21 protein-coding genes are annotated in these 23,581 nt (G+C 68.2%); 13 read left to right on the forward strand and 8 right to left on the reverse strand.

What is annotated here, in order from left to right; all coding sequences use genetic code 11:
- Positions 1–39: 39 nt before the first annotated feature.
- From E4V01_RS15265 to E4V01_RS15280, 4 genes are all read left to right on the forward strand, one after another.
- Positions 40–2,580: a PAS domain-containing sensor histidine kinase gene (locus E4V01_RS15265; RefSeq protein ID WP_135298998.1), complete on the forward strand. Its 2,541-nt coding sequence runs from the start codon at positions 40–42 to the stop codon at positions 2,578–2,580.
- Between the two features lie 271 nt (positions 2,581–2,851).
- Complete coding sequence (gene acs, locus E4V01_RS15270; protein ID WP_060770009.1) at positions 2,852–4,801, forward strand: acetate--CoA ligase; 1,950 nt, start codon at positions 2,852–2,854, stop codon at positions 4,799–4,801.
- Between the two features lie 214 nt (positions 4,802–5,015).
- Positions 5,016–5,402, forward strand: a complete 387-nt coding sequence (locus E4V01_RS15275; protein ID WP_083530842.1) for a DUF485 domain-containing protein — start codon at positions 5,016–5,018, stop codon at positions 5,400–5,402.
- Complete coding sequence (locus E4V01_RS15280) at positions 5,399–7,099, forward strand: cation acetate symporter (protein ID WP_060770010.1); 1,701 nt, start codon at positions 5,399–5,401, stop codon at positions 7,097–7,099. Before E4V01_RS15275 ends, E4V01_RS15280 begins: the two co-directional genes overlap by 4 nt.
- 160 nt (positions 7,100–7,259) lie before the next feature.
- On the opposite strand, the gene purH is transcribed toward E4V01_RS15280, so the two are convergent.
- From purH to sseA, 3 genes are all read right to left on the reverse strand, one after another.
- Positions 7,260–8,858, reverse strand: coding sequence for a bifunctional phosphoribosylaminoimidazolecarboxamide formyltransferase/IMP cyclohydrolase (purH, locus tag E4V01_RS15285; protein WP_135298921.1), 1,599 nt, complete (start codon positions 8,856–8,858; stop codon positions 7,260–7,262).
- Between the two features lie 192 nt (positions 8,859–9,050).
- Positions 9,051–10,763: a heparinase II/III family protein gene (locus tag E4V01_RS15290; RefSeq protein ID WP_060770012.1), complete on the reverse strand. Its 1,713-nt coding sequence runs from the start codon at positions 10,761–10,763 to the stop codon at positions 9,051–9,053.
- A gap of 187 nt (positions 10,764–10,950) precedes the next feature.
- Positions 10,951–11,799: a 3-mercaptopyruvate sulfurtransferase gene (gene sseA / locus E4V01_RS15295; protein ID WP_135298922.1), complete on the reverse strand. Its 849-nt coding sequence runs from the start codon at positions 11,797–11,799 to the stop codon at positions 10,951–10,953.
- Between the two features lie 173 nt (positions 11,800–11,972).
- On the opposite strand from sseA, the gene E4V01_RS15300 reads away from it, so the two are divergent.
- From E4V01_RS15300 to gyrB, 8 genes are all read left to right on the forward strand, one after another.
- Complete coding sequence (locus E4V01_RS15300; RefSeq protein ID WP_056193844.1) at positions 11,973–12,209, forward strand: hypothetical protein; 237 nt, start codon at positions 11,973–11,975, stop codon at positions 12,207–12,209.
- Between the two features lie 267 nt (positions 12,210–12,476).
- The gene (locus E4V01_RS15305; protein ID WP_135298923.1) at positions 12,477–14,009 is read left to right on the forward strand and encodes a DEAD/DEAH box helicase; all 1,533 of its coding nucleotides are present in this window, start codon (positions 12,477–12,479) and stop codon (positions 14,007–14,009) included.
- 174 nt (positions 14,010–14,183) lie between these two features.
- A complete protein-coding gene (locus E4V01_RS15310; protein WP_060770015.1) occupies positions 14,184–14,369 on the forward strand; it encodes a DUF1508 domain-containing protein in 186 nt (61 codons plus the stop codon).
- Between the two features lie 125 nt (positions 14,370–14,494).
- Positions 14,495–14,776 (forward strand): hypothetical protein, encoded by a 282-nt coding sequence (locus tag E4V01_RS15315; protein WP_135298924.1) that lies wholly within the window; start codon positions 14,495–14,497, stop codon positions 14,774–14,776.
- 209 nt (positions 14,777–14,985) lie between these two features.
- Positions 14,986–15,129 (forward strand): hypothetical protein, encoded by a 144-nt coding sequence (locus E4V01_RS25725; protein ID WP_003600739.1) that lies wholly within the window; start codon positions 14,986–14,988, stop codon positions 15,127–15,129.
- A gap of 84 nt (positions 15,130–15,213) precedes the next feature.
- Positions 15,214–15,633, forward strand: a complete 420-nt coding sequence (locus E4V01_RS15320) for an acyl-CoA thioesterase (protein ID WP_060770017.1) — start codon at positions 15,214–15,216, stop codon at positions 15,631–15,633.
- A 164-nt stretch (positions 15,634–15,797) separates the two neighbouring features.
- Positions 15,798–16,442 (forward strand): MBL fold metallo-hydrolase, encoded by a 645-nt coding sequence (locus E4V01_RS15325; protein ID WP_135298925.1) that lies wholly within the window; start codon positions 15,798–15,800, stop codon positions 16,440–16,442.
- A gap of 239 nt (positions 16,443–16,681) precedes the next feature.
- Positions 16,682–19,129: a DNA topoisomerase (ATP-hydrolyzing) subunit B gene (gene gyrB / locus E4V01_RS15330; RefSeq protein ID WP_135298926.1), complete on the forward strand. Its 2,448-nt coding sequence runs from the start codon at positions 16,682–16,684 to the stop codon at positions 19,127–19,129.
- Between the two features lie 63 nt (positions 19,130–19,192).
- Here the strand turns inward: gyrB and E4V01_RS15335 are convergent, their stop codons facing one another.
- Positions 19,193–19,900: a sigma-70 family RNA polymerase sigma factor gene (locus E4V01_RS15335; protein WP_060770021.1), complete on the reverse strand. Its 708-nt coding sequence runs from the start codon at positions 19,898–19,900 to the stop codon at positions 19,193–19,195.
- Between the two features lie 413 nt (positions 19,901–20,313).
- Between E4V01_RS15335 and mscL the strand changes: the two genes are divergently transcribed.
- A complete protein-coding gene (gene mscL, locus E4V01_RS15340; RefSeq protein WP_135298999.1) occupies positions 20,314–20,739 on the forward strand; it encodes a large conductance mechanosensitive channel protein MscL in 426 nt (141 codons plus the stop codon).
- A gap of 6 nt (positions 20,740–20,745) precedes the next feature.
- Here mscL and E4V01_RS15345 read toward each other — a convergent pair whose 3' ends face one another.
- The 4 genes from E4V01_RS15345 to E4V01_RS15360 all read right to left on the reverse strand — a co-directional run bounded on the left by E4V01_RS15345 (position 20,746) and on the right by E4V01_RS15360 (position 23,432).
- Complete coding sequence (locus E4V01_RS15345; RefSeq protein ID WP_135298927.1) at positions 20,746–21,048, reverse strand: hypothetical protein; 303 nt, start codon at positions 21,046–21,048, stop codon at positions 20,746–20,748.
- A gap of 294 nt (positions 21,049–21,342) precedes the next feature.
- Complete coding sequence (locus E4V01_RS15350) at positions 21,343–21,756, reverse strand: DUF1236 domain-containing protein (RefSeq protein WP_060770024.1); 414 nt, start codon at positions 21,754–21,756, stop codon at positions 21,343–21,345.
- A 181-nt stretch (positions 21,757–21,937) separates the two neighbouring features.
- Positions 21,938–23,119, reverse strand: coding sequence for a pyridoxal phosphate-dependent aminotransferase (locus E4V01_RS15355; RefSeq protein ID WP_135298928.1), 1,182 nt, complete (start codon positions 23,117–23,119; stop codon positions 21,938–21,940).
- Positions 23,120–23,240: 121 nt separating this feature from the next.
- The gene (locus tag E4V01_RS15360) at positions 23,241–23,432 is read right to left on the reverse strand and encodes a hypothetical protein (RefSeq protein ID WP_135298929.1); all 192 of its coding nucleotides are present in this window, start codon (positions 23,430–23,432) and stop codon (positions 23,241–23,243) included.
- Positions 23,433–23,581 lie beyond the last annotated feature (149 nt).

The following is a 23,581-nucleotide window of genomic DNA, read 5'->3' on the forward strand; positions in this document are numbered from 1 at the left end:
GGCGACAGGGCGATGAAGGGGTTCATGACCAGGGTTCGGATGTCGGACCGCGTAATGCAGGCTTCCTATCCGGGCGACGACGCGGCCCTTCGTGACGCGTTGGCGCGCTGGAAAGACGACGCATCGATCGCGCCTCTCGTTCGCGAGGGCAGCGCTTTGCTCGTTCTCGATGGGGCGGCCGAGCGCATCCTCTACGCCGCCGGTGCGGCGCTCCCGCTGCGGGCGGGCGTCGCCGGTTCGGACGGCGCCGTCCTGCCGGCTCTTCGCCTGTCCGAGCAGATCCGCCGCGCCGGTGCCCTGGGCACGCGGCCGCGCATGGTCCGCTTGCGCTTCGATCCCCGCGGTGTGGCGCCGCCTGTGGTCGCCCTCGCCGCGCGGGTCGAGATGGACGAGGGGCATCCGGTCCTGCTCCTCGCACCGATCGGGCCGTTGCCGGCCTTGCGGCCGTTCGACAGCGGGCCGGCCAAGGCCAGTCCACCCTCGGCGGAGGCGGGCCCGGATGTCGCGAAGCCCGAGGCTCCGTCGCCATCTCCGGCGCCGGAAGTGGAAACGGAAACGGAAACGGCGGAACTGCCGCTCCGTGTGATTTGGCGCAGCGACGCCGATGGCGTGCTGACCCATGTGTCGCGCACCCATCCCGACCTCGCCGAAGCCCTGTCCGGCCGCTCCTGGGCGATGCTCGCCGCGGACGGTGTGATCGAGGGCGCGGCGCTGACGGAAGCGCTCGCGGGCCGACGCACCTTTCGTGCCCTGTCGCTTCTCGTGCGCGGACGTGCCTACGAGCACGCGGTTGAGATCTCAGGCGCTCCTGCGGGCCGTTCGACGGACCACTTCTCCGGGTTCGGCGGCTTCGCGATCCTCGGCGAGCGTCACGCGCGCGCGACGGAGAGTCCGGTCGAGGATGAGGAGGACGGACCTGAGAACCCGCAGGAGGAGGCCCCGGTCGATGAGAGCGAGGCGGAATCCGGCCTGTCGGTGAACGAGCATGCCGCCTTCCGCGAAGTCGCGCGCGTTCTCGGATTGCGGTTCGCGCCGGACGAAGACGGGGACGACGCGGCGCCGCTGCCTGTGCGTCCCGAATCCGCACCGAGCGGCTCGGTGATGCCCTTCCCGATCCCGCAGGGCCGCCTCCCGGAGGCCGAGGCGCGCGCGCGGCTCGCACTCACCGAGCTGCTCGAAAGCCTCCCCCTCGGTGTGTTCGTCTACCGCGGCAGCGAGATGCTGTTCGCCAGCCGCACCTTCCTCGATCTCACCGGCTACGCGGATCTGCCGGCCCTGCGTCAGGCGGGCCTCGCGCATCTCTTCCGCGGCCTTCCGCCCAGGGATCGGGAGATCATCGGGCCGGTGCCCTTCGCGCGGCCGGAGGGCGGCACGGTGGCGCTCCTCGTCGATCGGGCCGGTCTCGTCTGGGAGGGGGCGGCGGCCGAGATCTGCCTTGCGCGAGCCATGCCGTCTGCCGGCGACATCCAACTCCCCGCCGTTCCGGCCAATGCCGCGCGGCTGCGGGCGGAGAAGGTGCTGGACAGTCTGGAGGACGGCGTCGTCACGCTCGATGCCGAGGGCCGCGTCGTCGGCCTGAACCCGAGCGCTGCCGAACTCGTTCATGCCCATCCCAAGGAGATCGTGGGCGGGCGCTTCGCCGACCTGTTCGCGCCCGAGAGCCTGTCGGCGCTGGAGACGGCCGTCACCGCTTCCCGCCGCTCGGGGACGAGCGAGATCCACGGCGTGACCGTGCGCACCGGGGCGGCGGCATTGCGCCTGCGTATCGCCCGGCTGCTCGGGGAGGATGCGCCGGGTTATTGCGCCAGCCTGCGCGAGATCCGCGACGAGGACGCGGCGCCTCCAGTTCCGGTCGCGGACGCCGCGCGGCGGAGCGAGCCTGAGGCGGAAGGCGCTTGGAAGGCGAACGCGCTCGCGCGGGTCAGCCGCGAGATCCGCCCTTCGCTCAACGCGATCCTCGGCCTCACCGACATGATGCTATCCGACCGCTTCGATCGGGCGGATGCCGAGCGTCTCGAGGCCTATTTACGCGAAGTGCGCCTCTCCGGCGGCCGGATCGCCGGCCTGATCGACGACTTGCGCGATCTCGCGGAGATTCAGGCTGGCCGCGGCAAGCTCACCTTCGCCGACCTTGCGCTGAACGAGCTCGTCGCTTCGTGCATCGCCGCGCAGCAGCCTCAGGCTGCGCGCGATCGCATTGTCCTGCGCACCAGCCTCGCCCCCAACCTGCCGGCGATGAAAGCGGACGCGCGTTCGATCCGGCAGGCGGCCCTGACCGTGCTCGGAAACGCGATCCGCGTGACCGAGGCCGGTGGACAGGTGATCGTCTCGACCACGCTCGCCGAGCAGGGAGAGGTCGCCCTGCGTGTGCGCGACACGGGCACCGGCATGACCGAAGACGAGCTGCTGAGCGCACTCGAGCCGTTCCGGGCCGATGTCGGACCCGCGGCGGAGGGCGACGAGAAGGGGTTCGGGCTGACGCTGACGAAGGCCCTCGTGGAAGCCAATCGCGGGCGCTTCCGCATTACCAGCCGCAAGGACGAGGGCACCCTCGTCGAGATGCTGTTCCCGGCCGCCTGACCGCCCGACCGGGGCGGGAGCCGGCCGCGCGCGGCCAGAGCTCGCCGGCTCAATTCTTACGACGCGACAAACGTTTCCCGGTCTTGCTTCAGCGGACCGGCGGTCTCTGCGCGGCCTGCAATGAATTAACGTACAACTTGATTGCGCAAAATCGCGGAACTCGACTTTTTGGTGCTTGCCGGGTGTATTCAACTGCGCTTAAGAGTTCTGAGGAAGCCCCGGCTGCGCGGACCTTCGCGATACGATCGGGCACCGGCAGGGAAGAAACCAAATGAGCGAGAAGGTCATCGACGTTCAGGATGCCTGGCGCGACCGGGCTTTGATCGATGAGGCCCAGTACAGGGAAATGTACGAAGCTTCGGTTTCCGATCCGGAGACGTTCTGGGCCGAGCATGGCAAGCGCATCGACTGGTCGACGCCCTTCACCAAGGTCAAGAATACGAGCTTCGCGCCTGGCGATGTGTCGATCAAATGGTTCGAGGACGGCAAGACCAATGTCGCACTAAACTGCATCGACCGCCACCTCGAGACCCGCGGCGACCAGACCGCGATCATCTGGGAGGGCGACGACCCCAACGAGTCGAAGCACATCACCTACCGGCAGTTGCATGCCGAAGTCTGCCGGATGGCCAACGTCCTGCGCAATCGCGGCGTCGGCAAGGGTGACCGCGTCACGCTCTACCTGCCGATGATCCCCGAGGCGGCCTACGCGATGCTGGCCTGCGCGCGTCTGGGCGCCATCCATGCCATCGTCTTCGGCGGCTTCTCGCCCGACTCGCTGGCGAGCCGGATCAAGGGCTGCGGCTCGAAGCTCGTCATCACCGCCGACGAGGGCCTGCGCGGGGGACGCAAGGTGCCGCTCAAGGCCAACGTGGACGAGGCGATCAAGCGTCTCGACAAGGATCTTGTGGACCACGTCGTCGTGGTCAAGCGCACGGGCGGCAACGTGGCGATGGAGCCGGGCCGCGACGTCTATTACCACGAGGCCGCCGAGCAGGTGACCGACGAGTGCCCGGCGGAAGCCGTCGAGGCCGAGCACCCGCTCTTCATCCTCTACACCTCGGGCTCGACGGGCCAGCCGAAGGGCGTGGTGCACACCACCGGCGGCTACCTCGTCTACGCTTCGATGACCCACCAATACGTCTTCGATTACCACGATGGCGACGTCTACTGGTGCACGGCCGATGTCGGCTGGGTCACCGGGCACAGCTACATCGTCTACGGTCCGCTCGCGAACGGCGCGACCACGCTGATGTTCGAGGGCATCCCGACATATCCGTCGAATTCCCGCTTCTGGGAGGTGATCGACAAGCACAACGTCAACATCTTCTACACCGCGCCGACCGCGATCCGCTCGCTCATGGGCGGCGGCGAGGGCCCGGTGAAGAAGACCTCGCGCCAATCCCTGCGGGTGCTGGGCTCGGTCGGCGAGCCGATCAACCCGGAGGCCTGGGACTGGTACTACCGCGTCGTCGGCGATTCCCGCTGCCCGATCGTCGATACGTGGTGGCAGACCGAAACCGGCGGCATCCTCATCACCCCGCTGCCGGGCGCGACGCGGCTGAAGCCCGGCTCGGCCACACTCCCGTTCTTCGGCGTGCAGCCGGTCATGGTCGATGCCGAGGGCAAGGCGCTCGACGGGGCCTGCGAGGGCAACCTCTGCATCAAGGACAGCTGGCCGGGCCAGATGCGCACGGTCTACGGCGACCACGAGCGCTTCGAGCAGACCTACTTCTCGACCTACAAGGATCTCTACTTCACCGGCGACGGGGCCCGGCGCGACGCGGACGGCTATTACTGGATCACCGGCCGCGTGGACGACGTCATCAACGTTTCCGGTCACCGCATGGGTACGGCGGAGGTCGAATCCTCCCTCGTTGCCCATCCGAAGGTCTCGGAAGCCGCAGTCGTCGGCTATCCGCACAACGTGAAGGGCCAGGGCATCTACGCCTACGTCACCCTCAACGAGGGTGAGGAGGGCACGGAAGAACTGCGTAAGGAGCTGGTCATCTGGGTCCGCAAGGATATCGGCCCGATCGCCTCGCCCGATCTGCTTCAATTCGCGCCGGGGTTGCCCAAGACCCGCTCCGGCAAGATCATGCGCCGCATCCTGCGCAAGATTGCCGAGGACGATTTCGGCTCGCTCGGTGACACCTCGACCCTGGCCGAGCCGGCCGTGGTCGATGACCTGATCGAGAACCGCCAGAACCGCTCGGCCTGAGCGTATCACGACAGCGCCCGCCGCACGCGGCGAGCGCCGATCCGGGCACGACCCCGATGCCTGGAATTCACGGTGCCGGTTGCCCGCTTCGGGCGGGCCGGTGCCGGTTTAGGCCGGAGCGGATGCCAACGCCTCGGTTGTCACCATCACAGAATAAGCAGCCGATCACCCGGTTCCATGCCGCGGTGAAACAGGATCGCGCGGGAGGAGATTGATGAGTAGCATCCAGACGGTGAGGCCGTCCGCGACGTCGGGCGCCCGCACACTCCAAGGGGCGGGCGCCCTCGACATGCCCGAGCCCGATCCGCGGCTCGACCGGATCGCCGAAGACCCGATCTTCAAGACGCTGGTTCACGAGCGCACGCGCTTCGGCTGGATCCTCACCGGCCTGATGCTGTTCGTCTATTTCGGCTTCATCGGCCTCATCGCCTTCGACAAGGCGCTCCTCGCGACGAAGGTCGGCGGCACGGCTTCGCTCGGCTTCTACATGGGCATGTTCGTCATCGTCTTCGCCTTCATCCTCACGGGTATCTACGTCGCCCGCGCCAACACCCGCTACGACCGGCTCTCGGCCGAACTCATCCGGAGCCTTGCGAAATGATCCGTCCCGTTTCCCGAACCGTTTCGCTCCTGGGCGCGAGCCTCACGCTCGGCGCCGGTTCGGCGCTTGCCGCCGGCCCCGACATGGGCGCCGTGCAGCAGCAGGCCACGAACTGGCCCGCGATCTTCATGTTCCTGTTCTTCGTGCTGTTCACCCTCGGCATCACCTACCGGGCGGCGAAGGGCTCGAAGTCGGCGGCCGACTTCTACGCGGCCGGCGGCGGCATCTCCGCACGCACGAACTCACTCGCGATCGCCGGCGACTACATGTCGGCGGCGTCCTTCCTCGGCATCTCCGGACTCGTCTATTCCTCGGGCTTCGACGGCCTGATCTACTCGACGGGCTTTCTCGTCGGCTGGCCGATCGTGCTGTTCCTGATCGCCGAGCGACTGCGGAATCTCGGCAAGTTCACCTTCGCCGACGTGGCGAGTTTCCGCCTCGACCAGACCTCGATCCGCATCATCTCGGCGACCGGCACCCTCGTCGTGGTGGCGTTCTACCTGATCGCGCAGATGGTCGGCGCGGGTAAGCTGATCCAGCTCCTGTTCGGCCTGCCCTACCTCTACGCGGTGGTGATCGTCGGCGCGCTGATGATCATCTATGTCGCCTTCGGCGGCATGAAGGCGACGACCTGGGTGCAGGTCATCAAGGCCTGCCTGCTGCTCGGCGGGGCGACCTTCATGGCCGGCGCCGTGCTCTACAAGTACGGCTTCAGCCCGGAGAAGCTGTTCGCGGCGGCGGTGCAGACCCATCCGAAGGGCGATTCCATCATGGCGCCCGGCGGCCTCGTCACGAACCCGATTGACTCGATCTCGCTCGGCGTCGGCCTGATGTTCGGCACCGCGGGCCTGCCGCACATCCTGATGCGCTTCTTCACGGTGTCGGACGCGCAGGCGGCGCGGAAGTCGGTGTTCTACGCCACCGGCCTGATCGGCTACTTCTACATCCTCACCTTCATCATCGGCTTCGGCGGCATCGCCCTGCTGATGTCCGACCCGAGCTACTTCAAGCTCGGCGCCGACGGTGTGGCCTACGACAAGATCAAGGACATGGTCGGCGGCACCAACATGGTGGCGGTGAACCTCGCCAACGCGGTGGGCGGGCCGTACTTCCTCGGCTTCATCTCGGCGGTGGCCTTCGCGACCATCCTCGCGGTGGTGGCCGGCCTGACGCTGGCCGGCGCCTCGGCGATCAGCCACGACCTCTACGCCCAGGTCTTCGCCCGCGGTCGCACCACGGAGAAGGCGGAGGTGAACCTCTCCAAGCTCTCCGCCGTCGGCATCGGCATCGTGGCGATCTATCTCGGCTACGTGTTCGAGAATCAGAACGTCGCCTTCATGGTCGGCCTCGCCTTCTCGGTGGCGGCGAGCTGCAACTTCCCGGTCCTGACGATGTCGATCCTCTGGCGCGGCACCACGACCTGGGGCGCCCTCATCGGCGGTCTCGTCGGCCTCGTCGCGGCGGTGAGCATGGTGGTGCTGTCCGATGCGGTCTGGGTGAAGACCTTCGGGCATCCCGCGGCCCTGTTCCCCTACGCGAACCCGGCCCTGTTCTCAATGCCGCTCGCCTTCATCACGATCTGGGGCGTCTCGCTGATGGATCGCACCCGCCGGGCCAATCGGGAGCGCGCCGCCTTCGATGCGCAGTTCGTGCGCTCGGAGACCGGCATCGGAGCCTCGGGGGCACACGCCCACTGACACGTTGCCCACCGACGCCGGTCCGGAGCTTCTGAAGATCCGGACCGGCCGCGATATCGCTCTCCTGCGCTCCAAAACATCGTAGGGACGCGCTTTCTGTCGGTGAAATAAAAAAGGCCCCGCTTTCAAGCGGGGCCTTTTTTGGTTCGATGCGTTCGTGTCAGTGCCGGAAGTGGCGCACGCCGGTGAACACCATGGCGAGCCCCGCCTCGTCGGCGGCCCGGATCACCTCGTCGTCGCGCATCGAGCCGCCGGGCTGGATCACGGCCGTGGCACCGGCCTCGGCGGCGGCGAGCAGGCCGTCGGCGAAGGGGAAGAACGCGTCGGAGGCCACCGCCGATCCCTTGGCGAGGCTCTCCGACAGCCCGAGGCGCTGCGCGGCTTCGGCCGCCTTGCGCGCGGCGGTGATCGAGGAATCCACCCGCGACATCTGCCCGGCGCCGATGCCGACCGTGGCCCCACCCTTGGCGTAGACGATGGCGTTCGACTTCACGTGCTTGGCCACCCGATAGGCAAAGCGCATGTCGGCGAGTTCCGCCTCGCTCGGGGCGCGCTTGGTCACGACCGTCAGGTCCATGTCGTCCACGCTGAGCGCATCCCGGCCCTGGACCAGGAAGCCGCCCGCCACGGTGCGGATGACCTCGCCCTTCGCCCGCGGATCGGCGAGGCCGCCCGCCAGCAGAAGCCGCAGGTTCTTCTTGGCGCCGACGATGGCGAGCGCCTCGTCGGAGGCGTCGGGGGCGATGATGACCTCGGTGAAGATCTCGACGATTTTTCTTGCAGCCTCGGCGTCGAGAGGCCGGTTGAGGGCGACGATGCCGCCGAAGGCCGAGGTCGGATCGCAGGCAAGCGCCTGCTCATAGGCCGACAGCAGATCCGCGCCTTCCGCCACGCCGCAGGGGTTGGCGTGCTTGATGATCGCCACCGCCGCCGTGCGGGCCGGGTCGAACTCGGCGACGCATTCGTAGGCCGCGTCGGTGTCGTTGAGATTGTTGTAGGACAGCTCCTTGCCCTGGACCTGCCGGGCGGTGGCGATGCCGGGGCGCAGTGTGCCGGGCAGGCGGTAGAAGGCGGCCGACTGGTGCGGGTTCTCGCCGTAGCGCAGGTTCTGGGCGAGCGTACCGCCGAGCGCCTTGAAGGTCGGGGCCTTGTCGCGTCCCTCGACCGCGGCGAGCCAGTTGGCGATTGCCGCGTCGTAGGAGGCGGTGCGCGAGAACGCCTTCTGCGCGAGCCGGCGGCGGGTCGTGGCGGTGAGGTTGCCGTCATGCGCCGCGAGTTCGGCGAGGATGGCGCCGTAGTCCGAGACATCCACCACCACGGCGACGTCGGCATGGTTCTTGGCCGCGGCGCGGATCATCGCCGGGCCGCCGACATCGATGTTCTCGACGCAGTCGTCATAGGCCTTGCCGGCCTTCAGCGTCACTTCGAACGGGTAGAGGTTGACGACGAGCAGGTCGATCGCGCCGATGCCGTGGGCGGCCAAAGCCGCCTGATGCTCGGGGTTGTCGCGGACCGCGAGCAAGCCGCCATGGACGGCCGGATGCAGCGTCTTCACCCGGCCGTCCATCATCTCGGGGAAGCGGGTCAGCTCGGAGACTTCCCGGACGGCGAGCCCCGCTTCGGTCAGCGCACGGTGGGTGCCGCCCGTCGAGACCAGTTCGACGCCCCGCTGGCTCAGCGCCGCAGCGAAGTCCGTGAGCCCGGTCTTGTCCGAAACGGAAAGGAGGGCGCGGGTGACCCGGATCTGGTCGCGCGGCATGGGGATCGCCTGTGTCGTCGGTTAAGGAGTTTGCGCGCGCGGTAGCACGGAACCGGCCGGGGCGGCCAGTTGGGGCGGATGATGTCCGGCCACAGAGGCACCTGTTTCAACCGCGACACTCAAGAGCCGCACCGAAGCCGTCGTCGGGGGCTCCCGTGCATCCGGCGGAGGCCCGCCGCTCCGCCATGTGGGTCAGACCTGCTCGATCTGCCAGCGCACCAGCGCGTCCTCGTCCACCGTCAGGTGCAGGACGATCTGCGCGGTCCGCCGCGCACCGACGACGCCTGCGAAATAGACGCTCTCCTCGATCGCCGCCGTCGCACCCTCTACCGTGAAGCGCCATCGCTCCCCGGTCGACAAGCCCAGCATCACGCTACCGTCGTCCTGAGGCTGCGTCGCGACGGCGGTGTGGAGGTGGAAGCGCACCGCCACCGGCTGGGGCCGCGAGCGCGGGCGCTTGCTGTCGCGGCGGAACGCGTCCTCGCCCGCCAGGCGCACGGGGCTGTCGGACAGGCGCCAGCGGCGCTCGTGCAGGATGCCGAATTCGGTCACGTAGCCGTCGTGACGGGCGGCGAGGACCGCGGCCCCGTTCTCCGTGCGCCGCTCGACGGCCACCGGACCGGGGCCGCGCAGGACCACGGGGCCGCGGCGGTAAAGCAGCCAGCGGGCAGCGATCCGGCTGATCCACCAATCCTCCGGCTCGTCGAGGAAGCGGCAGGAGGAGGTGTCGGCGACCGTTGCCGTCGAGTGGGCGGCGGTGCTCCGCGCCGCCCGGCGTAGCTCGCCGCCGCTCGCGGGACTGCCGCAATTGACGACGATGCGCTGCGCCCCGCTCGTGAGTTCGAAGGAGAGGCAGCCGGCGGCGGCCTCGCGCGACTGATCCATCGGCGGTGGCGCGCCGACATCGCAGACGAGCACGACCCGCCCCAGTTCGAGCCGGGCGTAGCCGGAATGGGAGGCGTACATCAGCGGCTCGGTGCCGGCCCCATCATAGACCAGCAGCGTTGCGAGATGGTCGGCCGCCGTCACGCCCATGCCGTTGAAGTGGCTGAGCGAGGCATCGCCGTGGCGCAGGAGGCGCAGCGCCGGCAGCATCCGGTCGACGGCGCGCAGGAGCGCCTCCGGCGGATCGACACTGCGGCTGAGGAAGCTCTGGCGCAGAGGCAGAAGATCGAGCAGCAGTTCCATGGCAAAGCGCGGATCGCGGGAGCGGTGGCCGCCATCCGGCAGGATCTGCGCTTCGAGTTCACGCACCAGGATGCGGGTGGCCCGGCGCAGAATCGGCTCGATGCCCTCGCAGCACAGGCCGGCATAGGTCAGCGCCACCGCCGCCAGCAGCCGCGATTGCGGCGGTGACGAGCGCCGCAGCGAGCGCTCCAGTTCCCGTGCGCCCTTGCCGACGGCCTTGAGGAAGGCCTGATAGAAGGCGTGGTCGGCGCCCTCCAGCACCAGCGGCGACTGGCACAGGAACGAGATCAGCCGGCGTGAGGCGACCGGCACCGGGCTGGCGCGGGCCGCCTCGCCGCGCCCGCTCATGAAGTCCGAGACGAAGGCGCGGGCATTGGCCCGGGCCAGCGCCGTGTCGGCAGCCCGCAGGTGGCGCAGCCAGCCGAAGCCGTAGAGCGCATCCGCCCATTCGGGGGAGGGGGGATCGTAGTCGAAGGGCGAGCGGCCGCTGACCACCAGCGATCGGCCGGCGAACACGAACAGGCCGGAATAGATGTCGTCGGCGAGCGAGGCGTCGCTGGTACGCAGGTCGTGCGGCGCGATCACGAGGCCGGTCACCCGCGCGCGGGTGAGGATCTCGGGCCGCGCCGTGAGCTGTGCCGTCCGTTCGCGAACCGCGCGGACGATCTCGTGACCGAGCAGGCGGTAGAACTGCCAGCGTTCGGGGCCCCTGCCCAAGCCGTATCCTCCGAGCCTTCGAGACGGGCCGTACGGGTTGCCGCCCGGAGCCGCACGATGGGGCACCCGGCAGCCGGCTTCGGCCAAGCTTATGCCTGTCCTCTTAACCGTCCTTTAACGCTGTGTCGTCCTCGCGGGGGCCGGCATCCCCGCAATGCACCGGCCCGACGCGGCGGCGCTTCGCCGCTCAGGCGGGGCCGGTCTCGACGGGGCGGGCGGGATCGGCACCCCATTCCGACCACGAGCCGTCGTAGAGCGCCCGCGGCTGCTTGCCCAAGGTTTCGAGTGCCAGCGCGACGATGGCCGCGGTCACGCCCGAGCCGCAGGTGGTGACGACGGGGCGGTCGAGATCGACGCCGGCCTCCGCGATCGCGGCACGCAGCGAGGCCTCGTCTCGCAGGCGGCCGTTCGCCTGGAGGGCGGCGTAATGCAGGTTCTTGGCACCGGGCATGTGGCCGGGGCGCACGCCGGGGCGGGGCTCCGCCTCCTCGCCACGGAAGCGCGGGCCGGAGCGGGCATCGACCACCTGCGTCGTGCCGCCGGCCAGGGCACGGGCGATGTCACCCGCATCCGCCACGGCGCCGTTGTCGAGCCGGGCCGTAAAATGGCGCCGGTCGCGCGGGCGGCCCTCGCCGTCCTCGGTCGGGTAGCCCGCCGCGACCCATGCCGGCATGCCGCCTTCCAGAATCTTGACCTCGCGCATGCCGAAGGTCTGGAGCATCCAGCGAACCCGCGGCGCCGAGAACAGCCCCATCCCGTCGTAGACCACGACCTGCGCCCCGTCGCCGACTCCGAGCGCGCGCATCTTCGAGGAGAACACCTCGGGTCGCGGCAGCATGTGGGGGAGGGCGGAGTCGGTGTCGCTCATCGCATCCAGATCGAAGCGGATCGCACCGGGGATGTGGGCGGCCTGATACTCCGCCGCAGCATCGCGCCCCTGCGCCGGCAGGTACCACGAGGCATCGAGCACGACGACGTCCGGCGCGTTCAGGCGCTGATGCAGCCATTCCACCGTGACGAAGGGCGATGTGGTCATGAATGTCCTCGCTGCGCGGGTCTTCGCGGGGAAGACATCACATCCGGCATTGGCGGGAATTCGGCAAGGCCGCCGGAGCAAAAGCAGGCGCGACGGTGTGGCGTCCGTTACGCCCCCTGCCACCGGCGCGATCTTCGGGTAAGCGCGGGGCGTCAGCGAGAAAGTGGATGTCCGTGCGAGAAACCTATCATATCGAAGTGCTCGGGCCGGAGGAGCCGGACGCACCGGGCGGCGTGCAGCAGCGGGTCTCCGTGCGAACAGCGAGCCCGGAGGCCGCGGCAGAGCGGGCCAAGCGGCTGTTCGCCCGTGCACGGGTGCCGCAGCGCGCGCGCACGGCCGCGGAGGCCGTCCGCGTCATCGACGGCGCGGGCATCGAGATTTTCAGCATGAGTCAATTCGACGAGGCGTGAACGCGACGCTCCAACATTCATTGACTTCGCGGGTGCAACGTCGCATATCGCATGTGCAGCGTCAGCGACCGAACGGGGTCGCTTGAGGGGGCTGCGTGACGGTTCGCGCCTTTTCCAAGGTTGTGCCCCGGCCCCTCTCTTCAACGTGTATGCACCCCAGGCCGCCCCATCACGCGGGCAGCCTCCCGGACTGATGGACCCGCCTTTGATAGTCCCGCGCGCATTGATGCGCCGGATTGCGGGTTCCGCTGCCTCGAAAGTACCGACTTGACCCAATTTACCGATTTCGGCCTCGCTCAGCCCGTGCTCCGCGCGCTGGAAGAGGCCGGCTACGTCACACCGACGCCGATCCAGTCGCAGGCCGTCCCGCCCGCGATGGAAGGCCGCGACCTGTGCGGCATCGCTCAGACCGGCACCGGCAAGACCGCCGCCTTCGCCCTGCCGATCCTGCATCGCCTGTCGCTCGACAGCCGCCGTGCGCCGCGCCGCGGTTGCCGCGTGCTCGTTCTGTCGCCGACCCGCGAACTCGCCAGCCAGATCGCCGATAGCTTCTCGGACTATGGCCGGCACCTGCCCTACACCAACACCGTCGTGTTCGGCGGTGTGAACATCACGCGCCAGGAGCGGGCGATCGCGCCGGGCGTCGACATCCTCGTCGCCACGCCCGGCCGGCTCATCGACCTCGTCGATCGCCGCGCGCTGACGCTGGAGGGCGTCGAGATCCTCGTCCTCGACGAGGCCGACCAGATGCTCGACCTCGGCTTCATCCACGCGCTCAAGCGCATCGTGAAGATGCTGCCGGCCAAGCGCCAGAGCCTGTTCTTCTCGGCCACCATGCCGAAGAACATCGCCGGGCTCGCCGACCAGTATCTCAACAACCCGGTGCAGGTGGCGGTCACGCCCGTGGCGACCACCGCCGAGCGCGTCGATCAGCAGGTCATCTTCTGCCATACCGGCGCCAAGCAGGCCCTGCTCAACCACGTCCTGCGTGATCCGAAGATCGAGCGCGTGCTCGTCTTCACGCGCACCAAGCACGGTGCGGACCGCGTCGTGCGCGGCCTCGACAAGGCCGGCGTCGTCAGCGCGGCGATCCATGGCAACAAGAGCCAGCCGCAGCGCGAGCGGGCGCTCGCCGCCTTCCGCGACGGTTCGTGCCGCGTGCTGGTGGCGACCGACATCGCCGCCCGCGGCATCGATGTCGATGGCGTGACCCACGTCGTGAACTACGATCTGCCGAACGTGCCGGAATCCTACGTCCACCGCATCGGCCGCACGGCCCGCGCGGGTGCCGAAGGTCAGGCGATCTCGTTCTGCAACGACGAGGAGCGCGCTTACCTGCGCGACATCGAGCGCACCACGCGCCAGAAGGTGCCCGTTGGCGGGTTCCCCGAGGGCTTCGTGCCGCCGACGCGCCAGGAAGCGCAGGACAATGCCGCCGAGGAGGCGCGCCGTCCGCCGCGTCAGCCGCAGGGTCGCCCCGGCCAGCGCCAGGGTCGTCCAGGTGGCGGTCGCGGCCAGGGTGGCGAGGGACGCGGCGAGCCGCGCGCCCACGACGCGCGCGGTGGTCGTCCCAGCGGACAGCCGGGCCACCGGCAGGACCAGCGCGCCGCCGGCGCACCGCGTCCCGACGGTCAGCGGCAGGACCAGCGCCGTCCCGAGCGGGCCGGCGAGGCCCGTCCGCAGGGTGCGCGTCCGCAAGGCGCCCGTCCGAGCGACGGCCGTCGCGACGGTCGTCCCGCGCGCTCCGGCGGCGAGGGCGGCCGGGCGATCGGCTGGCTCGATCGCGCACCGCGCACCTGATCGCCGGACGGCCTGACGATCCCGCGTCGAACGCCCGCCCCATCGCCCGGCGAGACGGCACGCGACCGATCGTCGGTATCGTAGCGGATCTCTGACATCGATCTTTTCGGCGCGGGATGCGTTCATCCCGCGCCGTTCTCGTTCGGAGCACGGCCTGTCAGGAGATCAGGCGTGATGCGCTACGAACTCTATCGTGATTCGGGTGGGCAGTGGCGCTGGCGCCTACGTGTCCAGAACGGCAACGTCATCGCGGATTCCGGTGAGAGCTATGTTCGCCGCGAGGATTGCGAGCGCGGCATCGAACTGGTGAAGGGCAGCGCCGAGGCGTCCGTCGTCGACATGACGACGAAGATCGCCTGACCCGATTTCACGGCTTCCTCGGGCGCTCTTTTGACGAAACCGTTTCGCGCCCTCGTGCGTTCTCGCTCGCGCGGGGCGCCGGGTTCGGCGTGTCCGTTCACGATTGCCGAAGAGGGAATGCCCACTTGATCAGAAAACTCCTCCTTGCCGCGCTGATGGTCCTGGGCCTTGCCGCGCTGGCACCGCAGGGTGCGTCGGCCGCCCCGGTCGGTCCGTCGGCCGCGCTCGTGACCGAAGCCACGCCCGCGACCATCGAGAAGGCGCAATATTACCGCCGTGGCTGGGGTCCGCGCCGCTATTACGGCCGCCGCTTCTACGGCCCGCGCCCGTTCTATCGGCGCCCGTATTACCGCCGTCCGTACTACGGCCCGCGCCGTTTCTACGGCCCGCGTCGCTTCTACTACTGAGCCGAACTGATTTCTCCGGAGTCCCCGCGGACTTCTGAAAACGGTCGTTTCCGAATTGAGCCCGGAGTGTCGCCGCTCCGGGCTTTTTCGTGTCCGTCTCCTGGGCGGCCCGATCACGTCCCGCGCTTTTCCAAAAGCCACGAGCCGATATAGGATGGTGGTCGAGCGAGTATGGCCCGCGTGAGACGGACCACTCCGGAGGACGTCCCATGATCGATCTCGTGACGCGGCAGCGGCGCGCGATTGCGCCGCCTCGTACCCTGTCCTGGCAGGACATCCCCCTCGAGCTGTTCGTTTGCGCCGCGGCGATCTTTCTCGCGGCCGGGCTGGAGCTTCTCGGCCTGATGCCCTGACGCCGTTCCGCCTCTGGCGCGGGACCGGCGCCCGTGCTTGGCTGTCGGACAACGCGCGATCGAATCGGCGCGAAGGGGGGATCGATGACGCAGGCGATCGATGTGAGCGACGAGCATCCCGTCGGCGACCTGACGGTGCGCACGATCGCCATGCCGGCCGATACCAATGCCAACGGCGACATCTTCGGCGGCTGGGTGCTCTCGCAGATGGATCAGGCCGGCGGCATCGCCGGGGTCGAGCGGGCGCAGGGGCGGGTCGTGACGGTGGCCGTCGATGCGATGACCTTCATCCGGCCCGTGCGGGTCGGCGACGTGCTGTGCGTCTACACGCGGGTCGGGCGGGTCGGGCGCACCTCGATGAAGATCCACTTGGAGGCCTGGGCGCGGCGCTTCCAGACCCGGTTTCGCGAGAAGGTCACCGAGGCGACCTTCACCTTCGTCGCCATCGACGAGATGGGCCGTCCGCGCCCGATCCCGATCGAGGGTGAGGCGGCGTCCGCTTGAGCGAGGCTGCCGGATCAGGCAGCCCGCGCGGCGACTGAGCGACGCCCGATTCGCCATTCCGAGGGATCGAGCGGATCGTGCATGAAGCGCGTCGCATTGGCGATTGCGGGCGCGACGGTCTAGAACCGGACGCAGTATCGTCATCCTCAAGCTGCCGAGTCCGTATGCCCGCCACGCCCCGCGCCGCGATCATCCCGGTCACCCCGTTTCAGCAGAATTGCACGTTGATCTGGGACGACGCCACCAAGGTCGGCGCCGTGGTCGATCCCGGCGGAGACCTGGACCGGATCGAGGCGGCGATTCGCGCGCAGGGCGTCACGGTCGAGAAGATCCTGCTCACGCACGGTCATATCGACCATGCCGGCGGCGCCGCCGAGCTGAAGGAACGTCTCGGCGTTCCCGTCGAGGGCCCGCACGAAGCCGACAAATTCCTGCTCGATTCCCTGCCCGAGACGGGCGCGAATTATGGTCTCGACGGCGCCCGCGCGATCACGCCGGATCGCTGGCTCAACGAGGGCGACACCGTCACCGTCGGCGGCCTGGCCTTCGACATCTGGCACGCCCCCGGCCACTCCCCCGGCAGCGTCGTCTTCATGAGCCGCGATGCCCGCTTCGCCCTGGTCGGCGACGTGGTGTTCCAGGGGTCGGTCGGCCGGACCGACCTGCCCGGCGGCAGCCACGAGCAACTGATCCGGATGATTCGGAAGAAGGTGCTGCCGCTGGGCGACGACGTCGCCTTCATCCCCGGCCACGGGCCGACCGGAACGCTCGGACAGGAGCGGATGACGAACCCGTTCCTGCAGGGGTGATCGGCGACGGGGGGCAGCCGAGGGACATTCGGGCCGGACGCGATCGACCGGCCCGCGAGGCCTAACGGAGGATTAACGGAACCACGTCACAAAGCGCGGTGCCGCAGCGCTTTCCAGACGCGAAAAGCGATGCAAAATCAGGGATGAACGCCTATATGGAATGGGTACCGAGATAGCAGGCATGCCCGGCCCGTCCGGGCCCGAATCAAGGCTCCCGAGCCGCCTGCCCGAGGAATTTCATGGCTGACTCCCCGAACACTGAACACGCCGACAGCTACGGCGCCGAATCGATCCGCGTGCTCAAGGGCCTGGACGCCGTCCGCAAGCGGCCCGGCATGTATATTGGCGATACCGACGACGGCTCCGGCCTGCACCACATGATCTACGAGGTGGTGGACAACGCCATCGACGAGGCGCTCGCGGGCCACGCGGATCTCGTGACGGTGACGCTCAACGCCGACGGCTCGGTGACGGTCTCCGACAACGGGCGCGGCATCCCCACCGACATCCACCGGGAAGAAGGGGTTTCGGCGGCCGAGGTCATCATGACCCAGCTCCATGCCGGCGGAAAGTTCGACCAGAACTCCTACAAGGTCTCCGGCGGCCTGCACGGCGTCGGTGTCTCCGTCGTCAACGCGCTCTCCACCAGCCTGAAGCTGCGGATCTGGCGCGCTGGCAAGGAACACCGCATGGAGTTCCGCCACGGTGACGCGGTGGCACCGCTGGAAGTCGTCGGTCCTGCGGGTGATCGGCGCGGCACGGAGGTGACCTTCCTGCCGTCGACCGAAACCTTCACCATGGTGGAGTTCGACTACCCGACGCTGGAGAAGCGTCTGCGCGAGCTGGCCTTCCTCAATTCGGGCGTGCGCATCGTCGTGACCGACGCGCGCCATGCCGAGCACAAGCGCGAGGAGCTCTGCTACGAGGGCGGCGTCGAGGCGTTCGTGCGCTATCTCGATCGGTCCCGGAAGCCGGTCGACGGCATGACGAAGCCCGTGACCGTGCTGGGCGAGCGCGATGGCATCCGCGTCGAGGTGGCGTTGTGGTGGAACGACTCGTTCAACGAGACCGTCCTGCCGTTCACCAACAACATCCCGCAGCGCGACGGCGGCACCCACATGGCGGGCTTCCGCGCCGCCCTGACGCGCCAGCTCACCGGCTATGCCGAATCCTCGGGTATCGCCAAGCGCGAGAAGGTCTCGCTCACCGGCGACGATTGCCGCGAGGGGCTGACCGCGGTCATCTCCGTGCAGGTGCCGGACCCGAAATTCTCGTCGCAGACCAAGGACAAGCTCGTCTCCTCCGAGGTCCGCCCGGCGGTCGAGAACATCCTCAACGAGGGCCTCTCGACTTGGCTCGAGGAGAACCCGGCCCAGGCGAAATCGGTGATGGGCAAGGTCGTGCTCGCGGCCGCCGCCCGCGAGGCGGCGCGCAAGGCGCGCGAGACCATCACCCGCAAGGGTGCGCTCGACATCGCCTCGCTGCCCGGCAAGCTCGCCGATTGCCAGGAGCGCGATCCGAGCAAGTGCGAGTTGCTGCTGGTGGAGGGCGATTCCGCCGGCGGATCGGCCAAGCAGGGCCGTGACCGTACCTTCCAGGCGGTGCTTCCGCTGCGCGGAAAGATCCTCAACGTCGAGCGCGTGCGCGCCGACCGGATGCTGTCCTCGGCCGAGATCGGCACGCTGATCACCGCGCTCGGCGCCGGCATCGGCCGGTCGAGCACCGACCGCGAAGGTTTCAACCCGGACAAGCTGCGCTATCACCGCATCATCATCATGACCGATGCGGACGTGGATGGCTCGCATATCCGGACATTGCTGCTGACGTTCTTCTTCCGGCAGATGCCGGAGCTGATCGACCGCGGGCACCTCTACATCGCCCAGCCGCCGCTCTACAAAGCGGAGCGCGGCCGGCGCGTCCTCTACCTCAAGGACGAGCGGGCGCTGGAGGATTACCTGATCGATCAGGGCGTCGAGGGCGCCGTGCTCCGGCTGGCCTCCGGCACCGAATTCGGGGGTGCCCAGCTCAAGACCCTGGTCGAGGAAGCGCGCGCCTTCCGTGGCATCCTGCACGGGCTCCACACCCGCTACGACCGCTCGGTGGTCGAGCAATCGGTTCTGGCCGGCGCCTTCGCCAGGGATGTGGCCGAGAATCCCGGCGAGGCGGAGGTACTGGCCGACCGCACCGCCAAGCGCCTCGACCGGATCGCCGACGAGATCGAGAAGGGTTGGACCGGGGCAGCTTCGGAGGGCGGCTACGTCTTCAGCCGGACGCTTCGCAGCGTGACGCAGGTTGCCAATCTCGACGCGACGCTGCTCGCCTCGCAGGAAGCCCGCCGTCTTGCCGAGCGGGCGGAGACCCTGCGCGAGATCTACGAGGAGCCGGTGACGCTTGCCCGCAAGGGGGACGAGACCGAACTCTACGGTCCTGTGGGCCTGTTCGAGGCGGTGATGGCGTTCGGCCGGAAGGGTCTCCAGCTTCAGCGCTACAAGGGCCTCGGCGAGATGACCGCCCAGCAGCTTTGGGAAACGACGCTCGATCGCGACGTGCGCTCCCTGCTGCAGGTGAAGGTCAAGGATACGACCGACGCCGACGACCTGTTCGTCAAGCTGATGGGTGACGTGGTGGAGCCGCGCCGCGAGTTCATCCAAGAGAACGCGCTGAGCGTCGCGAACCTCGACGTGTGACGTGCGACCCGGATGGCCGGCGACGGCCTCTCGGGTCGATGCGGGTGCCCAGGGCGGCGCGGGTCAGGCCCGTGCCGCCGACAATCCGTTCGGCAGACCTTCGAAGGAATCGACGAGGAAGGCCCGCGCGCGGCTGACGCGGCTCTTGACCGTGCCGACCTGGCAACCGAGCTGCTCGGCCGCTTCCTCGTAGGTGAAGCCCTCGGCACCGACCAGCAGAAGCGCCTGCCGCTGCGGCAGCGGCAGGGTGCCGATCAAGTTCATCACCATCCGCAGTCCCGCCGCGTGCTCCTGATCGGGGTGAGCGGTGAGCGTGCCGGCGTGGATGCCGTCGGCATCCTCGACTTCGCGGCGCCCCTTGCGGATCTCGGTATAGAACTGGTTGCGCAGGATGGTGAACAGCCAGGCCGTGAAGTTCGTGCCCGGCGTGAATCGCTCCCGGTTGGCCCAGGCCTTCACCATCGTCTCCTGAACGAGATCGTCGGCACGGGTCGGGTTGGCTGTGAGCGAGATCGCGAAGGTGCGCAGCATCGGTAGCGCCTTCACCAGATCGTCGCGGAAGATGGTTTCGACCTGTCCGCCATGGGCGGCGAGAGCCGTCTCGAACTGTCGCAACAGGGCAGCGAGCGGGCTCGGCAACGGGGCTTGCTCCGCCAGATCAAAGTAGTCCCGCAAGGCGAGAGCCAAGTGGCGCGGAACGGCTTTTGCCGCTTCGACCCGTATTACACCGGGATCATCCGGCAATTCACTGCGAATAAGTTCGTCGGGCATCCGAAAGGGCACCTCGGGATAGGGCAGGGCGTTTGAAGTAGTCACCATTCGGTAGCAAGTGAAAAATGAACTGATGCTAAACGGCGACGGAAAATTCCCCAATCCGTTCAAGCAGGCCGAGCAGACCGCCGGCACAACCCTCAGATATGTTTCGGAGTTTTTCTGAAGGATTGCCGGATCGGGGCATGATGCCGGCCGAATGATTGTGGCGCTCGGCGATCTATTTTCAGCTTAGCCGTTTGAACTGCGTCGGACTGGTTCGCTCCGCGCGGATGTGCACCGAAGCGGGGAGCCGACCGCGCCGTCCCGTCGCAAGCCGGCGATCGGCGCGGCTCCCCTTGGCGGCCACCGTCTGCGGCATAGCTTTGCACGCAACGGCCTGCGGCGGAGCCGGCGGTTCGAGGAGCCCGAGTATGTTGGAAGAGTTCAAGAAATTTGCGTTGCGCGGCAATGTGGTCGATCTCGCCGTCGGCGTGATCATCGGCGCGGCGTTCGGCGCCATCGTCAATTCGCTGGTTCAGGACGTCATCATGCCGATCATCGGCGCAGTGACCGGCGGGCTCGATTTCTCGAACTACTACATCCCGCTGTCCTCCAAGGTGCAGGCGGGCCTGCCTTACGCCGAGGCGAAGAAGGTCGGAGCGGTGATCGGCTACGGTCAGTTCCTGACGCTCGCCGTCAACTTCACCATCATCGCCTTCGTGCTGTTCATGGTGATCCGCGCCATGAACGCCCTGAAATCCCGGGAGGAGGCCAAGCCGAAGCCCGAGGCCGAGGTGCCGGCCGAGGTGAAGCTGCTGAGTGAAATCCGTGATCTGCTGGCGGCGCGACGGGTATGAACCGGTCTATTTCTTCGGATCACTGGCGTCGGGCGTGACGCCGAAGGCATCGAGAATCCGGTCGAGGGCCTGTTCGACGGCCTCGGTGCCTTCCTCGTGCGTCTTCAGCCGTGTTTCGAGCCGGCGGAGCTGCGGCTCGAATTCCTGCGGCACGGTGGGTTCGTCGCCGAGAAAGCGCGGCTCCGGCGCCGGCTCGGTGTAGACGCTCCGGAGTTCATGACCGAGATGGTCACGGACCGACTCCGGTAGCGGCGGGTTTTCGGGAAGGGTTTCGGGAAGGGTTTCGGGCGTCGTATCGGGGCCGGTCATCGTCAGTCCTGCTCGGGCGCAAACACCATCTTGGACGGATAAACGGGCAAACACCTGGAGCGTTGCGTCCGACGTCTTCGCATGCCCGCGACAGCATCACGGCGTCTGATCGGACATTGATCTTCGAGGAGAGGGCTGTCGCGCCCGAGCGACGTGCGTCGAGGGACGGCTCAGGTCCGCCGAAACCGTGATGTGCACTGTGGAACCAAGGGCCGGAACATGAAAACGGCCCCGGCAGAGTCTGCCGGGGCCGGACGAAGCCGCTCTTTGTGGAGCGGCTCGTGAACCGCGTGCTTAGTCGAGCACTTCGATGATGCGGTGACGGCCATCCACGAGCACCGGACGGTCGTTGACCACGGTGTAGCGGGTGCCGCGGGTCACGTTGTAGTCGTTCGGGACCTCGTAGTAGGTCACGCCCGACGACGGCAGGGTGGAGCCGACGACGACGCGTCCGTCATAATCGTAGGAGCGGACGTTGCGCTCGCGGACATAGGAGCGGAAGCGCGGGCGATCCTCGACGCCGAGGATGCCGCCGATCGTGCCCGTGGCCGCGCCGACCGCGCCACCGACGATGCCGCCGATCGGACCAGCCGCATCGGAGCCTTCCTGGGCGCCACGTTCGGCACCGCGCAGGGTACCCTGAGCCTGGGCTGCCATCGGCAGCGCGAGGGCGATGGCCGAAGCGGCGAGAAGGGTCTTGATCTTCATGCGAGGATCTCCGTCGTTGTGAGGTCCGCTGCGAGCCGACGCAGCGAAGCATGGCCCAGTAACGCCGCAGCCTGGAATTCGGATGCATGGAAAATCGAGAAAGGCCGAGATTGCCCCTCGATGCCCGGAAAGGAGGCGGATCTCGCGAAAGCTGCCGCCGGCGCGATTGAATTTTTCGATCTCAGCCCGGCGCGCGGTCGGAAAGGAACCGGTTCATCCGCTCCAGCGCCCGGGCGATGTTCTCGGCAGAGTTGGCGTAGGACAGCCGAAGGTAGCCCTCGCCGTGCACGCCGAAATCAGGGCCGCCGATCACCGCGACGCCGGCTTCGTCCAATAACGCGGTCGCCAGGGCCTTGGCCTTCCACCCCGTGCGAGCGATGTTCGGGAAAGCGTAGAAGGCGCCCTTGGGCGTGATGCACGAGACGTTCGGCAAGCCGTTCAGCCCGTCCACGACGAGGCTTCGACGCTGATCGAACGCGGCGACCATTGCTCCGACACAGTCCTGGGGTCCGTCGAGGGCGGTGATGCCGGCCCATTGCGTGGCGGCGTTCACGCAGGAGAAGGAGTTCACGGCGAGCTTGCGGGCGGCGTCGTAGAGCGGCTTCGGCCAGACCGACCACCCGAGCCGCCACCCCGTCATCGCGTAGGTCTTCGAGGCGCCGTCGAGCGCGATCAGCCGGTCGCGGATCTCGGGATAGGCGAGGAGCGAGACATGCGCCTCCCCGTCATAGGTCATGGAGCCGTAGATCTCGTCGGACAGCACCGCGATGCCCGGATGGGCGGCGAGACCTCGCACGAGGGCGTCGATCTCGGCCTTCGGCGTGACGCCGCCGGTCGGGTTGGCCGGCGAGTTGACGATCAGGAGGCGTGTGCGCTCCGTGATCAGCGAGAGCGTCTCCTCCGCCGAGAAGGCGAAGCCGTTGGCCTCGCGGATCGGCACCGGCACCGGGGTTGCCCCGGTGAACGCGATCATCGAGCGGTAGATCGGGAAGCCTGGATCGGGATACAGGATCTCGGCACCGGGCTCGCCGAACATCAGGATCGCCATGAACATGGTGACCTTGCCGCCCGGCACGATCATCACCGCATCGGGCGAGACCTCGACCCCGTGGCGGCGATGGAGGTCCCGCGCCACCGCCTCACGGAGCGGTGGGATGCCGATGGCCGGCGTGTAGCCGTGATGGCCGTCGCGCAGAGCCTTGATGCCGGCCTCGACGATATGGGCCGGCGTGGCGAAGTCGGGCTGGCCGATGCCGAGATTGACGATGTCGCGGCCCTGCGCCGCGAGCGCGCTCGCGCGGGCGAGAACGGCGAAGGCGTTCTCCTCGCCGATCCGATCGAAGGAGGGCACGACACGCAGCATGGCCTCGACCTTCCGTCAGACGCCGGTAGGTGCCGGGATTCGGCAGCGCCTCACGAAACGCCCGTTTGCCGAAAGTGCCTCATGTGGCACGGCCGAGCGGCGGGCGTTTCGTGAGAGATGCTCAGCCGTTGGTGCGCGCGGCGAGGCGGCTCGCGGCGAAGGAGATCGCGCCGCCGACGACGAACAGGATCGCGAAGGTCTTGACCGCTGCGTAGAACAGGGCCGGCTCGATCCCGGTATCCGTGAAGAGAACGGCGCAGACGGCTGCGATCGGAAGGAGCAGCACGACGGAAAGCGGCACCAGCGGGTTCATTCTACGTCACTCGCGTTCGTTGAGGGACCGCAGCGCGGCCCGAAGAATAATGCGAAGCGGTCTTAGCATCGCCGTTCCGCCGGAGGAAACTCCCGCAGCTTCAGAATCTCCGATCGATCCGCCAGGGTTTCGGTCGGGCAAGCGTTTCG

Origin of the sequence: Methylorubrum sp. Q1, from assembly GCF_004683995.1 — a bacterium.
In the GTDB taxonomy this organism is placed as follows: Bacteria; Pseudomonadota; Alphaproteobacteria; order Rhizobiales; family Beijerinckiaceae; genus Methylobacterium.